This window comes from Pedobacter sp. KACC 23697 (assembly GCF_045348445.1).
Taxonomy (GTDB): Bacteria; Bacteroidota; Bacteroidia; order Sphingobacteriales; family Sphingobacteriaceae; genus Pedobacter.
This window is the reverse complement of the sequence record NZ_CP157485.1, coordinates 5,127,433-5,141,051: the sequence shown is the minus strand read 5'-3', so window position 1 is coordinate 5,141,051 and position 13,619 is coordinate 5,127,433. Positions and strand designations below refer to the sequence as shown.

Annotated in this window: 12 protein-coding genes; 10 read left to right on the top strand and 2 right to left on the bottom strand. The window is 40.1% G+C overall.

The window, feature by feature from the left end; genetic code table 11:
• Window positions 1–71 precede the first annotated feature (71 nt).
• From ABEG20_RS21085 to ABEG20_RS21065, 5 genes are all read left to right on the top strand, one after another.
• On the top strand, window positions 72–1,937 hold the full coding sequence (locus ABEG20_RS21085; RefSeq protein WP_406825180.1) for a CocE/NonD family hydrolase: 1,866 nt from the start codon (window positions 72–74) through the stop codon (window positions 1,935–1,937).
• 109 nt (window positions 1,938–2,046) lie between these two features.
• Complete coding sequence (locus ABEG20_RS21080) at window positions 2,047–3,699, top strand: M1 family metallopeptidase (RefSeq protein WP_406825179.1); 1,653 nt, start codon at window positions 2,047–2,049, stop codon at window positions 3,697–3,699.
• Between the two features lie 155 nt (window positions 3,700–3,854).
• Entirely contained in the window at window positions 3,855–4,586 is a 732-nt protein-coding gene (locus ABEG20_RS21075; protein WP_406825178.1) for a head GIN domain-containing protein, read from the top strand.
• Between the two features lie 441 nt (window positions 4,587–5,027).
• Window positions 5,028–5,801 (top strand): hypothetical protein, encoded by a 774-nt coding sequence (locus ABEG20_RS21070; protein ID WP_406825177.1) that lies wholly within the window; start codon window positions 5,028–5,030, stop codon window positions 5,799–5,801.
• Window positions 5,802–6,251 carry a DinB family protein gene (locus tag ABEG20_RS21065; protein WP_406825176.1) on the top strand — a complete coding sequence of 150 codons (450 nt, stop codon included), beginning with the start codon at window positions 5,802–5,804 and terminating at the stop codon, window positions 6,249–6,251.
• 233 nt (window positions 6,252–6,484) lie between these two features.
• Here the strand turns inward: ABEG20_RS21065 and ABEG20_RS21060 are convergent, their stop codons facing one another.
• Entirely contained in the window at window positions 6,485–7,375 is an 891-nt protein-coding gene (locus ABEG20_RS21060) for a hypothetical protein (protein ID WP_406825175.1), read from the bottom strand.
• A gap of 86 nt (window positions 7,376–7,461) precedes the next feature.
• Complete coding sequence (locus ABEG20_RS21055) at window positions 7,462–8,169, bottom strand: DUF2490 domain-containing protein (RefSeq protein ID WP_406825174.1); 708 nt, start codon at window positions 8,167–8,169, stop codon at window positions 7,462–7,464.
• Between the two features lie 1,134 nt (window positions 8,170–9,303).
• Here ABEG20_RS21055 and fabV point away from each other — a divergent pair.
• The 5 genes from fabV (at window position 9,304) to ABEG20_RS21030 (ending at window position 13,556) form a co-directional block, all read left to right on the top strand.
• Complete coding sequence (fabV, locus tag ABEG20_RS21050; RefSeq protein ID WP_406825173.1) at window positions 9,304–10,497, top strand: enoyl-ACP reductase FabV; 1,194 nt, start codon at window positions 9,304–9,306, stop codon at window positions 10,495–10,497.
• A gap of 116 nt (window positions 10,498–10,613) precedes the next feature.
• Window positions 10,614–11,144, top strand: coding sequence for a GNAT family N-acetyltransferase (locus tag ABEG20_RS21045; protein WP_406825172.1), 531 nt, complete (start codon window positions 10,614–10,616; stop codon window positions 11,142–11,144).
• Window positions 11,145–11,493: 349 nt separating this feature from the next.
• A complete protein-coding gene (locus ABEG20_RS21040) occupies window positions 11,494–11,946 on the top strand; it encodes a cold-shock protein (RefSeq protein WP_205059235.1) in 453 nt (150 codons plus the stop codon).
• Between the two features lie 512 nt (window positions 11,947–12,458).
• A complete protein-coding gene (locus ABEG20_RS21035; RefSeq protein ID WP_406825171.1) occupies window positions 12,459–13,145 on the top strand; it encodes an SIMPL domain-containing protein in 687 nt (228 codons plus the stop codon).
• 96 nt (window positions 13,146–13,241) lie between these two features.
• The gene (locus tag ABEG20_RS21030) at window positions 13,242–13,556 is read left to right on the top strand and encodes a hypothetical protein (protein ID WP_335317655.1); all 315 of its coding nucleotides are present in this window, start codon (window positions 13,242–13,244) and stop codon (window positions 13,554–13,556) included.
• The last annotated feature ends 63 nt before the right edge of the window (window positions 13,557–13,619 follow it).

The window sequence follows — 13,619 nt, the reverse complement described above, 5'->3', positions numbered from 1 at the left end:
ATTACGATTCCATCGCCTTGGTTCGTGGAGACACGAACCAAACACAAAAAAAGCTTACTTATCCTTAAAAAATGAAATACTTCAAATTCATCATTATCCTGCTTTCAACCGCTTCGGCCTTTGCGCAAAGCGATGCAGGATATCCAAAAACAAATTATACCAAAAAAGAAGTTTACATCCCCATGCGCGATGGCACTAAACTTTTTACAGCCATTTATACGCCAAAAGATGCTTCGAAGGATAAAAAGTATCCGATGATGATGCAGCGTACCTGTTATGGTGTTGCCCCTTATGGTGAAGACAAATTTCCTGCACGTTTAGGCCCTTCAGATCTGATGATGAAAGAAGGTTACATTGTAGTGATGCAGGATGTACGCGGACGCTGGAAAAGCGAAGGTACCTGGACCAACATGACACCTGTAATCGACAATAAAAAATCGAAGAAGGATGTGGATGAAGGCTCTGATACTTATGACACCATTGATTGGCTGGTTAAAAATGTGGCCAACAATAATGGTAAAGTGGGGCAATGGGGCATTTCTTATCCAGGTTTTTATACCGCAGCCGGAATTTTAAGCAATCACCCTGCGTTAAAAGCATCCTCGCCGCAGGCACCAATTTCCGATTTCTTTTTCGATGATTTCCATCATAACGGATCATTTTTGCAAAGTTATTTCATGACTTTTCCGGTATTTGGTGTGCAGAAAACAGATACAACTTCAAAACCCTGGTACAATAACCAGCTGATTTTGCCGAAAACCAAAGATGGCTATCAGTTTGCTTTAGATCTTGGCCCGTTAACCAATGCCGATAAGTATTATAAAAACAACTTCTTTTGGCAAGAAACCATCAACCACCCCAATTACGATGAATTTTGGCAAAAACGTGGTTTACTAAAGCATTATGGTACTATTAAACCCGCAGTAATGGTAGTAGGTGGCTGGTACGATGCGGAAGATTTATCAGGACCGTTAAACATTTACAAAACCATCGAAAGGAAAAATCCTAATGCTTATAATACTATCGTGATGGGCCCATTCGGACATGGCAGATGGAGCCGTGAAACCGGCCACACGATGCACAGCAACGTGTATTTTGGCGATAGCATTGCTACTTTTTACCAGAAAGAAATCGAAGCCAAATTTTTTAACCACTTCTTAAAAGGCAATGGTGATAAAAACACCGGACTTCCAGAAGCCTATATGTTCGATACCGGCAAAAAACAATGGGAAACCTTTGACAAATGGCCGTCAGTAAAAGCAAGCAAACAAAAATTATATTTGGGAGCAGATGGTAAATTAAGCATAACCGCTCCTTCAGCCGCTGGCTCAGCAAATTACATCAGCGATCCGTTAAAACCAGTTCCCTACACAGAAGATTTAACCACTACATTAGGTTTTACCCCGCATAACTACATGAGCGAAGATCAGCGCTTTGCAGGCAGGAGGCCAGATGTACTGGTTTACCAAACCGATATATTAGATAACGACATTACTTTGGGCGGCGAAATTATGTCGCACCTTAAAATTGCCACTACCGGTACCGATGCCGATTTCATAGTAAAACTGATTGATGTATATCCAGCCGATGAGCCAAACAATCCTTACATGCCAAACAAGAACATTACCCTCAGCAATTACTGGCAAATGGTGCGTTCGGAAGTAATGCCTGCCCGTTTCCGCAACAGCTTTGAAAAACCAGAAGCTTTGGTGGCCAATCAAAAAACCGATGTAAATTTTCAATTGCAGGATGTATTACACACTTTTAAAAAAGGGCACAGGATTATGATTCAGGTGCAAAGCACAGCTTTCCCGTTATTTGCCCGTAATCCGCAAAAATTTGTAGAAAACCCTTATAAAGCAACTGAAGCAGATTACATTAAAGCCACACAAACGGTTTTTAACGATAGTTTTATTGAAGTTGACGTGATAAAATAAGCTTCACGCTCGTTTCCAACGAGCGTGTAATAATTAGTCGTTTTTAAATAATCCCAAAGCCTCGGTTCGTGTCTCCACGAACAGAAAGCGTTGGTCAACCCGTAAATAAATGAAAAAATTATTTATCCTCCTTGCACTTGCTTTCTGCATTCTTGCTGCACAGGCGCAAATGCTGGGCAAAAACCAGGTAAACTCCCGGGCCGATAGCCTCCGTGGAACACTTACTCCTTTACGTACTTGTTACAATATTAACTATTACCATTTAGACGTAAAAATCGATATCGATCAGAAATCCATTGCCGGAAGCAACGAATTTGCTTTTACCGCTACACAGGATTTCACCAAACTTCAATTCGATCTTTTCGATAACCTCAAAGTAGAAAAAGTGGTCTACAAGGGCACTGATTTACCTTTCAAAAGAGAATATAATGCTGTTTTTGTAACCTTCCCCAAAGCAATTAAGAATGGTAGTAAAGATAAATTCACGGTTTTTTATTCGGGTAATCCTACAGTGGCTAAAACCCCACCGTGGGATGGTGGTTTTATCTTCAAAAAAGATGCTGCAGGTAATCCATTTGTTTCTGTAGCCTGTCAAGGGCTTGGCGCCAGTGTGTGGTGGCCCAATAAAGACCACCAGAGCGATGAGGTAGACAGTATGTTAATCAGCATTACTGTTCCTAAAACTTTACAGGAAATATCTAACGGAAGATTGAGAAACACCGTCGATAAACCTGATGGTTATAAACAATACAACTGGTTTGTAAGCAATCCTATCAACAATTACGATGTTACCTTTTATATTGGTCAATACGCCCATTGGCAAGATAGTTATGATGGCGAAAACGGCAAACTCAGCATCGATTATTGGGCGCTACAAACAGACAGCGCCAGAGCCCGCCCGCATTGGGATGCCGATGTTAAACCCATGTTAAAATGTTTCGAATATTGGTTCGGTCCTTACCCCTGGTATAAGGATGGCTACAAACTTGTTCAGGCACCGCATTTAGGCATGGAACATCAAAGTGCAGTAGCTTATGGCAATCAGTTTAAACAGGGTTATTTAGGGAAAGATTTAAGCGGCACCGGCCATGGTTTAAAATGGGATTTCATTACCATCCATGAAAGCGGACATGAATGGTTCGGAAACAATATCACCTCAAAAGACATTGCCGATATGTGGATACACGAAGCTTTTACCAATTATTCGGAAGTATTGTTTACCGAATGTACCGAAAATAAGGCAGCTGCTGATGAATATGTAATCGGACTACAAAAAATTATCCGCAATGATATTCCTATCATTGGTCCTTATGGTGTAAATAAGGAAGGTTCGGGCGATATGTACCCAAAAGGAGCGAACATGATCAGCATTATTCGTCAGCTCATTAACAACGACGAGAAATTCAGACAGATTCTCCGCGGATTAAACAAAACTTTTTATCATCAGACCGTAACTTCTGCCCAGATTGAAAATTACATTTCTAACCAGAGCGGTTTAAAATTGGGTAAGATTTTCGACCAGTATTTACGTTATACCAAAATACCGGTTCTGGAATATAAAATTGATAATGGCAACCTGTCTTACCGCTGGATAACCGATGTTAAAGGTTTCGACATGCCTGTACGCGTAACCTTAAAAACCGGAGCTTACACTTTAATTAAACCAACAAACGATTGGAAAACGGTAAAGGTTGATGCCAGTATAAACGCCGATAATTTTAAACAGGATCCACTTTTTTACATTGACCTAAAAAAAGGTTGATCTTGTGCAGACTTACGAAGTTTCCCTGGGCCTATAATTCGGCTAACTTCGTAAGTCGGCCAAAAACGATAATTTCCAACTTGTGCAACTTTTTGGAAAAATCAACGTCTTATAGAAAAAGTTCAGTATTTATCTAAAAAACAAAATCGATAACCATGAAAAAGGTATTTGCCATATTATTAGCCTCCCTAACGTTAAGCTTTAGCCTTAATGTAGTTGCAAAAGATCAGATCAGCATCAACACTTCCAAAAATAACAGTGACGAAAGAGACGTAAAAAATTTTAACGGCGTTGCTGTGGCAGGTCCTATAAATGTAATGGTAACGCTCGGGAATAGCGAAAGCTGTCATTTAGAAGGTGATGCAGAAGCGTTGGCCTCGATTGTTACCGAAGTTAAAGGCAACATTTTGGTAATCCGTCCACAAACCAGTATTACCAGTTGGTCCAGAAAATACGAAGGCAAAAAAATCACGGCTTATGTATCGGCAAAAGAACTGGCCAGCTTAACCGTAAGTGGCGATGGTAACTTAACCGTTAACGGAAAAATCAGTACAGGTAGCCTAACCACCACTGTAAGCGGTTCTGGCAACATTAAAGCAGCAGCCGATGTAGATGATTATAGTGGTGTAATCAGCGGTTCAGGAGCCATAAATATTACTGGTGGTGCCGATCGGGCAAAAGTAGTCATCAGCAGTTCAGGTACATTTTCCGGTAAATCTTTTTCAACAAAAAAATTAACCAGTACCATCAGCGGATCAGGAACCGTAAATATTGCGGTTAGCGAAAGCATCAGGGCCGTAATCAGCGGATCAGGAAGCGTTAATTATTCTGGCAATCCAACTATCGATAAAACTGTTATCGGTTCAGGTGGTGTAAGAAAAATGTAAAATCAGATTCATCATCATACAAGGAACGCCCCGGAGAAATTCGGGGCGTTTTTTTTATATCCCTTTTAGCTTATAAGCGTGATTTGAAAAGCAGGTTCAGTGCAACTATTAATGTCTGTCCCGCTATCATTTCAAGTCCTCATCCCGATGAAGGATCGGGTTTCCAGGCTTTCCATTCATATCGGGTTTAGGGACAACAGTTTCTGCACCCTGCAAACCCCCAATATGAAATACAGACCCAGCCACCTAGCCCCGGTTGGAGCGGTACCCTACAGCAACGAAGCATGAGGCAGCGAAGCGTACAAGCGTAAAACGGGAGCAAACTTTGTGTTTTGCACAAGCCTTGCGCTCCAAAAAAAAGATGGTTTACTAACACACAAAAAACATATTAACCGGTTTTTAGTTATAAACAATTATCTTCGTTTACCTACACCTTACCTCATGAAAAAAATAGTATTAGCCGCCTTATTCATCAGCATCATCAGCTTTGCTTACGCACAGGATAAAACACTCGATAAAAAATACCGCCCTGTGGTTATTGCATTCATCAATGCAGTTAAAAGTGGCAATATCGAAAAACTGAGTAATAAAATTGCCTACCCCTTAAAAAGGGCTTACCCTATCCCCGCCATTAAAAATAAACAGGAATTTATAAAACGCTACAAAGAAGTTTTTGATGATAACTTAACCAAAAAGATCATCAGCTCTAAACCCGATAGCGATTGGAAAGATGTTGGCTGGCGTGGCATTATGTTGTTAAACGGCGAATTATGGCTTGATACCGATGGGAAATTAATTGCCGTTAATCATCAATCGAGGTTAGAAGCCAAAGAACAGGCCAGATTGATAAATGTTGACAAAAGTAGCCTTCACCCCTCAATCAGCAATTTTGCACAACCGGTTCTCGTTTTCGAAACCGTTCAATACCGGATCAGGATTGATGACCTGGGTAATAACAATTACCGCTATGCCTCATGGCCGGTAAAAAGTAAAAGAAGCGATAAGCCCAAGTTGATTTTAACCAATGGTAAATTTACACCTGATGGCAGTGGCGGAAACCACAATTACCAATTTAAAAACGGCGACTATCTGTATACTTGTTTTATCACTGTCATGGGCGAAAAAAGTGCTCCTCCTGCACAATTGGTGATCAGTAAAGCTGGAAAGGAAATATTATCGCAACCTGCAAAAAAAATAGCTCATAAATTGCAATAGATGCTTAACGAAACACTAAAAACACTTTTTAACCGGGATCTCAACAGGCTGAAATCCGAAATCGATGCTTACCAAAGCGAGGAGAATATTTGGCAGATAAGCCACGGCATTACAAATTCTGCCGGGAACCTTTGCCTCCACCTCCTGGGCAACCTGAATACTTACATTGGTGCTATTTTAGGTGGCACCGATTATGTTCGAAACCGCGAACTGGAATTTTCCTTAAAAGATATCCCGAAACAGGAGCTGATCAACATGATTGAAGCTACCATAGGTGTTGTTAGCAAAACTTTAGATCAGGTAAGCAATGAGCAGATGGATAACGAGTATCCGATACTGGTATTTGAAGAAAAAACCTCTACGGAATTTTTCCTCGTTCACCTCACCACACATTTAACCTATCACCTGGGGCAGATTAATTACCACCGGAGGTTGTTGGATAGGAGATAGAGGGGCAGGCTTGGGGTGTTTAGCGCGATGCAATCTATCAATTATCACCATTGCGATGGCCAAGATCCGGGAAGAAATTTTTGGAATATGCCAAAATACTCCTCCCTTTTGCTCGGGATTCTACTGCAATATCAACATTAGCCAAGTGAAACTTCCGTGTCTTCTGTGTTTACATGGCAATTTCAAATAACACTCAAAACAAAAAAGGAGGCTTAAGCCTCCTCCAATATCTTTTAAAACTGAACTCCGATTAACCACATATTTTCTATGTAATTAATCTTCTGACTGGCATGATCATACTCATCCCAGCCAGTGGTGTGCACATTGGTTAAATTAGTTGCCCCAAATTTAGTGGTATTCTGCAGGTAAACATTTTTCCAAACATAAAATTTAAGCCCGATTTTAGCTGAAACACCATAGCCGGAAATATTCCAGTGGTTGTTTCTGCCCAAACCAAATAAACGTACGTCAGAACGTGGCACCATAATTCCACCACCTAAACCCGTTTCTAAAGTTAACGAAGTATTTCCACCGGGTGCTACCCAGATATCATCATAACGTTCTACCTCAATATTGGCATAGTTAAAACCATCGGTATGCTCATAAGTGAGCATGCTTTCTTTAACATTTACAAGTTGTCCATTATAATCGCCTGCCAATGCACCGGTGGATACATTTTCAGGAGTAATATTAGCTCCGATATGTCCGGTAATGGCAACAGTCTGTGGAATATCCATTACATATTTCATGTGGTCCCAGCCAATAGAAATACTATAATTATCTTTGATAAAGTATCCTACGCGGATATTATACTGTGGTACCGTAATCAATCCCGGGTTTAAATAATCCCAGCTTAACTTCGATTGCCGATCATGTGCAACTACATCTTTCATTGTAAAATCGTAGTTCGGTCCCTGAAACCTGATATCGCTCTTACCATACCAGGAACTGTTATAACCCCAGTGGAAAAAGAAATCGCCTTTACGCGAAAAATTTCTTTTATGCTCTGGGTTAAACAGGCTTTTCGAAGTTGGTGTATGATCTGTTGCTGAGCTTTGAACCTCTTGTGCCTGCATCCGCTTGCCAAACAAGAGTGCTAAAAATAGAATGGTAATTTTTTTCACGCGGCAAATTGAGCAAAAAGACCAATCATTTACAACAGGTTTAACATTTCGCCTGGGCTTGTTAGGTAAAAAATGACTTTAAAACATTAAAACCTGGTGTATAAGGCCAACTGAACGATGTTGTTAACCGTATTGTTAGAAAGTCCGTGCATGGCCTGGTTCATGTAACCCGCTTCCAGATCGAATTGCTTAGAAAAACGATAACCTGCAGCAAGGTAAGCCCTGTTCTGATCAAACACACTGTTATTGATTTTACTCTTATTCTGAAGATTTAAGAAGATTTCGTTCTGTAAAGCCAAAAAAGCACCCTTTGTAAAAGCAGGCTGAGTTTTCTGTAAGGGCTGTATTAACCTCACAAAATAACGAAACCTTTGCGAAAATACATCTTCTCCGGTTCTACCGATAAAACGTTGCTCTACCCTAAACCTATGACTGGCAAATACTGAGCTGATTTTATGGTTGTAAATGTACTGCTCAAAAATACGGTGTTCGTGAAGGGTAAGATCGGCACTTCCCATTACTTCGGTTGTTGTGGTCTGCCACAGATAACCCAGCGCAACATTACTTTTGTTATTGATGAAATATTGCACCGCAGGTCTCACCAAAGTATTCCTCACATAACCCCAATCATCAGCTGAACGTACCTGAAGATCAAATTGCAATCCCCATTTATCATTAAATTTGGTATTATTTAAAAACATAAACCAACCCGAATTCTGGTATTGGGTTTGCGCATATAACCTTCCTGATGCCATGATGAATACCATCACGGCAGATAACAATATTTTTTTCATAATAGATAATCCGGTTTTACCTGTGTGCCGCTAAATTAGTAGAAATATGTGAAAGTGTGAAGTCTGGGGCAAAAGTCAGAGGTCCGGGGACAGAGGTCAGAAGTAAAAGAGTTCCTCCCCTCTGTGCTCCTCCGTGCAAAACTCAGCACCCTCTGTGGTGGCCCTCAACTCCGATCAAACTGACAAGCAACTCTGCGTTCTTTGCGAAAACCTTCGTCCCTTTGCGGTTAAAAAGAGTCAAAGGTCAGAAGTAAAAGTTCCTCCCCTTTGCGCTCCTCCGTGCAAAACTCAGCGCCCTCGGTGGTGGCCCTCAACTCCGATCAAACTGACAGGTAACTCTGCGTTCTTGGCGAAAACCTTCGTCCCTTTGCGGTTAAAAAGAGTCGGAGGTCCGGGGACAGAGGTCAGAAGTAAAAGTTTCTCCCCTCTGTGCTCCTCCGTGCAAAACTCAGCACCCTCTGTGGTGGCCCTCAACTCCGATCAAACGGACAGGTAACTTTGCGTTCTTGGCGAAAAACTTCGTGCCCTTTGCGGTTAAAAAGAGTCGGAGGTCCGGGGACAGAGGTCAGAAGTAAAAGAGTTCCTCCCCTCTGTGCTCCTCCGTGCAAAACTCAGCACCCTCTGTGGTGGCCCTCAACTCCGATCAAACTGACAAGCAACTCTGCGTTCTTTGCGAAAACCTCGTGCCCTTTGCGGTTAAAAAGAGTCGGAGGTCCGGGGACAGAGGTCAGAAGTAAAAGAGTTCCTCCCCTCTGTGCTCCTCCGTGCAAAACTCAGCACCCTCTGTGGTGGCCCTCAACTCCGATCAAACTGACAAGCAACTCTGCGTTCTTGGCGAAAACCTTCGTCCCTTTGCGGTTAAAAAGAGTCAAAGGTCAGAAGTAAAAGTTCCTCCCCTATGTGCTCCTCCGTGCAAAACTCAGCGCCCTCGGTGGTGGCCCTCAACTCCGATCAAACTGACAAGCAACTCTGCGTTCTTGGCAAATTCCCACATTCAAAATCTTCAATATTCAAATTTCATTTAACGTTAAGCGATTAAAAATATATCTTCGTTTAAGATTTGGGCATTAAGGCATTATAAAAACCTTAAAACTGTGCTTATTTTAATATTACAAAACGTAAAAAAGAACAAAAATGATTATCGAACCTAGAATGAGGGGCTTTATCTGTTTAACCGCACATCCTGATGGTTGCGCGCAAAACGTAAAGAATCAAATTGAATATGTAAAATCTAAAGGAGCTATAAACGGTCCTAAAAAAGTATTGGTGATTGGCGCATCAACAGGTTTCGGTTTAGCTTCGCGTATTGCTGCTGCTTATGGCTCAGGTGCTTCTACCATTGGCGTATTTTTTGAAAAAGCACCTTCTGAAGGCAAAACGGCTTCACCAGGCTGGTACAATACCGCAGCCTTTGAAAAAGAAGCCCATGCTGCCGGTTTATACGCCAAAAGTATAAATGGCGATGCATTCTCTAAAGAAATTAAACAAAAAACCATTGAGCTGATCAAAGCAGACCTTGGTCAGATAGATCTTGTCATCTATAGCCTGGCTTCTCCGGTAAGAAAACACCCTGATACCGAAATATTGCACCGCTCTACCTTAAAACCTATCGGTGGCACCTACACCAATAAAACTGTCGATTTCCACACGGGTAATGTAAGCGAAATATCCATTGAGCCAGCTACCGAAGAAGATATTGCCAACACCGTTGCTGTAATGGGCGGCGAGGATTGGTCTATGTGGATTGATGCTTTAAAAGCAGAAAATCTGCTTGCCGAAGGTGCAACAACAGTAGCTTATTCATACATAGGCCCTGCTTTAACCGAACCAGTATACCGCAAAGGAACTATTGGAAGAGCTAAAGACGATTTGGAAGCTACTGCTTTTAAAATTACCGATAAATTAAAAGATATAGATGGCAAAGCTTATGTATCGGTGAATAAAGCATTGGTTACCCAGGCCAGCTCGGCCATTCCGGTAATCCCTTTATACATCTCTTTATTATATAAAATAATGAAAGCCGAAGGTGTTCATGAAGGTACCATCGAGCAGATCCAACGTTTATATGCTGATCGATTATATACCGGCAACCCGGTTCCTGTTGATGAAAAAGGAAGAATCAGAATAGACGATTGGGAAATGCGTGAAGATATCCAGGCTAAAGTTGCAGAACTCTGGAAAGAAGCCACTACAGAAACTTTACCAGCGATAGGTGATTTGCCAGGTTACAGATCTGATTTCTTAAGCCTGTTCGGTTTCGAAATTGATCAAGTTGACTATCAAAAAGATGCACAGGAAGTAGTAGAAATTGAAGGTTTAGTAAACTAACTCATCACGCCATTTTAACTGAAGTGCAACGGAATGTAGAAATCTATTACCTTGCCAAATAATACAATCACAATGAACGGCTGGCCGCAAAGCCGGCCGTTTTTATTCCTTAATAAATGAATTTCGATCTACAGCCCACACTAGAAAATAATTTAATTAAAGTAGTTCCATTAAAAGAGTCTGACTTCGAAGCCCTTTTTGCTGTAGCTTCCGATCCATTGATCTGGGAACAGCACCCCAACAAAGACCGCTATAAGAGAGAAGTTTTCGAAAATTTCTTTAAGGGCGCAATGGAATCGAATGGAGCTTTCATTGTATATGAAAAAGAAACCAACAAAATTGTGGGCAGCTCCAGGTATTATGAGCTCGATGAGGCAAACAGTTCAGTTGCGGTTGGCTACACCTTTATTGCACGCGAATTTTGGGGCAAAGGACATAACAGGGCTTTAAAAACATTAATGCTTGATTATGCATTTAAATTTGTAGATAAAGTAATCCTGCACATCGGCGCAACAAATTTCCGTTCGCAAAAAGCATCAGAAAAGCTCGGTGCAATTAAAATTTCCGAAATCGAGGTGGCTTACTATGGAGAACCGGTAAAATGGAATTTCGTTTACCAGATTGATAAGGTAAAATGGATTTCGTAAAACATTTTTAACCACAGCCGTTATCACTGTTAAAGACATATCCTACTTGTTTTGTCATCCTGAGGGATAATTTATTGGATAAAAATCAATATGATTGACGTTTTTTCCTTCGCACAATTCTTGCCTCGGCTACCGATGAAAAATCGGTACAGGTGCGCCGCCACCGAAGGGCTCTTACTTTTTGGCATCAAAACTTAGTTGAAAGCTACATCTTACGTTTCCGTGGTAAACATTATCCGCCATGACAAGAGCATTCACCGAATAAAATCGTGTTTATGCTTAAGTATTGTTATCTTTGTATAATTCTCCATTCCACTCACCTTTCAAAAACAAAACAATTAAATAAAATATGGCTAAATCTCAGGCAACATACAGTAAAAAAGAGAACGAAAAAAAACGATTAAAAAAACAAAAAGATAAACAAGAGAAAAAAGAAGAGCGTCAGGCTAATGCCAAAAAAGGTTTATCACTTGAAGACATGATGGCTTACGTTGATGAAAACGGAAACATCTCTTCTACTCCACCAGATCCGAAGAAAAAGAAAGTTATTAATACAGAAGATATTCAGATCGGTATCTCCAGACAAGAGGACATCATTGATGAAAATCCTGTTAAAAAAGGAACAGTTACTTTCTTCAACGACAGTAAAGGTTATGGTTTTATTAAAAATACTGAAACACAGGACAGTATTTTCGTTCACGCAAACGGTTTGATCACCCAGATTAAAGAAGGTGATAAAGTTACGTTCGAGGTAGAAATGGGTCAAAAAGGACCAACGGCAGTTAAAGTATCAAAGGTTTAACAACCTACATTCAATTCTTTTTGCAATTCCCGATTGTGAAACATGATTAAAATTCTGCAGAGAACTCTGCTGCGCCAGGTTTTATAACCATATATAATTCCGTCTATTTAAGCATAAAACCTTGCGCATAATTTTCTTCATCAGGTATTCTCCCCAGGAAATACAGAATAATTTTGAAGAAATTTAGACCTCTAAAACAGGACTTCTCAATTATTCCAGCATTTTTTCATCCAAAAATGTATGCTATCTAATTTTGCCCCACCAAACGGAGGACAATTTATTATACTGTAAATAAACCATATAGGATTATCAAGAGAAAAAATTGTAGCCTTTAACTGGCGATAATCGTTTATGAAATAAAAAAAATAAAATCCCGGTGTGGAATTTGTACATGGTTTACATCATTACAGTACACACAAAGAAAAACAAGTTATGAAACCTGCATAAGCAAACAAAAGCTAAATATAAAAAGCTTATGCAAGCTTCATCACAATTAAAAAACACTACAGATTATGAAAAAGTTAATAGCATTTGCACTGGTTGCATTTTTAGGATTATCAACAGCGATGGCCCAACAAGTAGATTTACGCAGAAAAATCAGCGTAAGCGGCACAGCAGAAACCGAAGTTACCCCAGATATTATTTACATCGGCATTTCGCTTAAGGAATACCTGAACGGAAAGAAAAAAGTAGACATCACAGAATTGGAAAAACAATTGTATGCCGCTGTACAAAAAGCAGGCATTGCCAAAGAAAACTTAACCATCAGCAACCTGAGCAGCTGGAATTATGAAACGGAAAAAAAGAAAAATCCCGATTTCCTGGCCAGCAAACAATACCGTTTAAAAGTTAGCGACCTGAACAAATTCAACGCGATATTAGAAGCGATAGATGCCAAAGGAATTGCCAATACCAATATCGAAAGCTACGATTATTCTAAAATCGAAAGCTTAAAAAAAGAGCTTAAAGTTAAAGCTTTATTAGCTGCAAAAGAGAAAGCAGTATATATGGTAGAGGCATTAGGTGATAAATTGGGCAGTGTGATTGAGATACAAGATGGTGGAGATAATGTAATGCAACCCGTTTACAGAAATTATGCGATGAAAGCTGAAATGGCTGATGCTTCCAGCACACCGGAAATTGATTTTAAAAAGATAAAACTGAATTTTACAGTAAATGCGGTTTTCGAGATCAAGTAAAAATTGTAAGCGTTAAATTAATGCTTTTCAAACCTACCAGAACATTTTGGTAGGTTTTTTGTTACATAGAAATCGAACACTAAAAAATTAAATATTATGAAAAAATTCATTTACACGCTAGCGCTGGTTTTCTCTTTAGGCATTAGTTTTAATTCGGCTCAGGCAGCTGATAAGCCTGCAAAAAACCCAACAGAATTATCTGCAGAACAAGCAGTGAAACTGGAAAGAATCAAAACCCGTGTTGAAGAAATCAGAGACATGGACAAATCGAATTTAACGAGAGCAGAACGTAAGGCTTTACGTAGCGAGCTAAAAGAATTAAAAGGTCAGGCCCGTGCTATTTCCGGTGGTGTTTACCTTTCAGTTGGCGCAATTATCATCATCATCTTATTGTTGATCCTGATTTTATAATCATCAGAAAAAACACATCTATCTATAAAAACAAAAAGCTTTGCACTACTGCAAAGCTTTTTT

Coding starts and splice junctions, on each gene's coding strand:
- ABEG20_RS21085 (WP_406825180.1), top strand. CDS start 72: ATGAAATACTTCAAATTCATCATTATCCTGCTTTCAACCGCTTCGGCC.
- ABEG20_RS21080 (WP_406825179.1), top strand. CDS start 2,047: ATGAAAAAATTATTTATCCTCCTTGCACTTGCTTTCTGCATTCTTGCT.
- ABEG20_RS21075 (WP_406825178.1), top strand. CDS start 3,855: ATGAAAAAGGTATTTGCCATATTATTAGCCTCCCTAACGTTAAGCTTT.
- ABEG20_RS21070 (WP_406825177.1), top strand. CDS start 5,028: ATGAAAAAAATAGTATTAGCCGCCTTATTCATCAGCATCATCAGCTTT.
- ABEG20_RS21065 (WP_406825176.1), top strand. CDS start 5,802: ATGCTTAACGAAACACTAAAAACACTTTTTAACCGGGATCTCAACAGG.
- ABEG20_RS21055 (WP_406825174.1), bottom strand. CDS start 8,169: ATGAAAAAAATATTGTTATCTGCCGTGATGGTATTCATCATGGCATCA.
- fabV (WP_406825173.1), top strand. CDS start 9,304: ATGATTATCGAACCTAGAATGAGGGGCTTTATCTGTTTAACCGCACAT.
- ABEG20_RS21045 (WP_406825172.1), top strand. CDS start 10,614: ATGAATTTCGATCTACAGCCCACACTAGAAAATAATTTAATTAAAGTA.
- ABEG20_RS21040 (WP_205059235.1), top strand. CDS start 11,494: ATGGCTAAATCTCAGGCAACATACAGTAAAAAAGAGAACGAAAAAAAA.
- ABEG20_RS21035 (WP_406825171.1), top strand. CDS start 12,459: ATGAAAAAGTTAATAGCATTTGCACTGGTTGCATTTTTAGGATTATCA.
- ABEG20_RS21030 (WP_335317655.1), top strand. CDS start 13,242: ATGAAAAAATTCATTTACACGCTAGCGCTGGTTTTCTCTTTAGGCATT.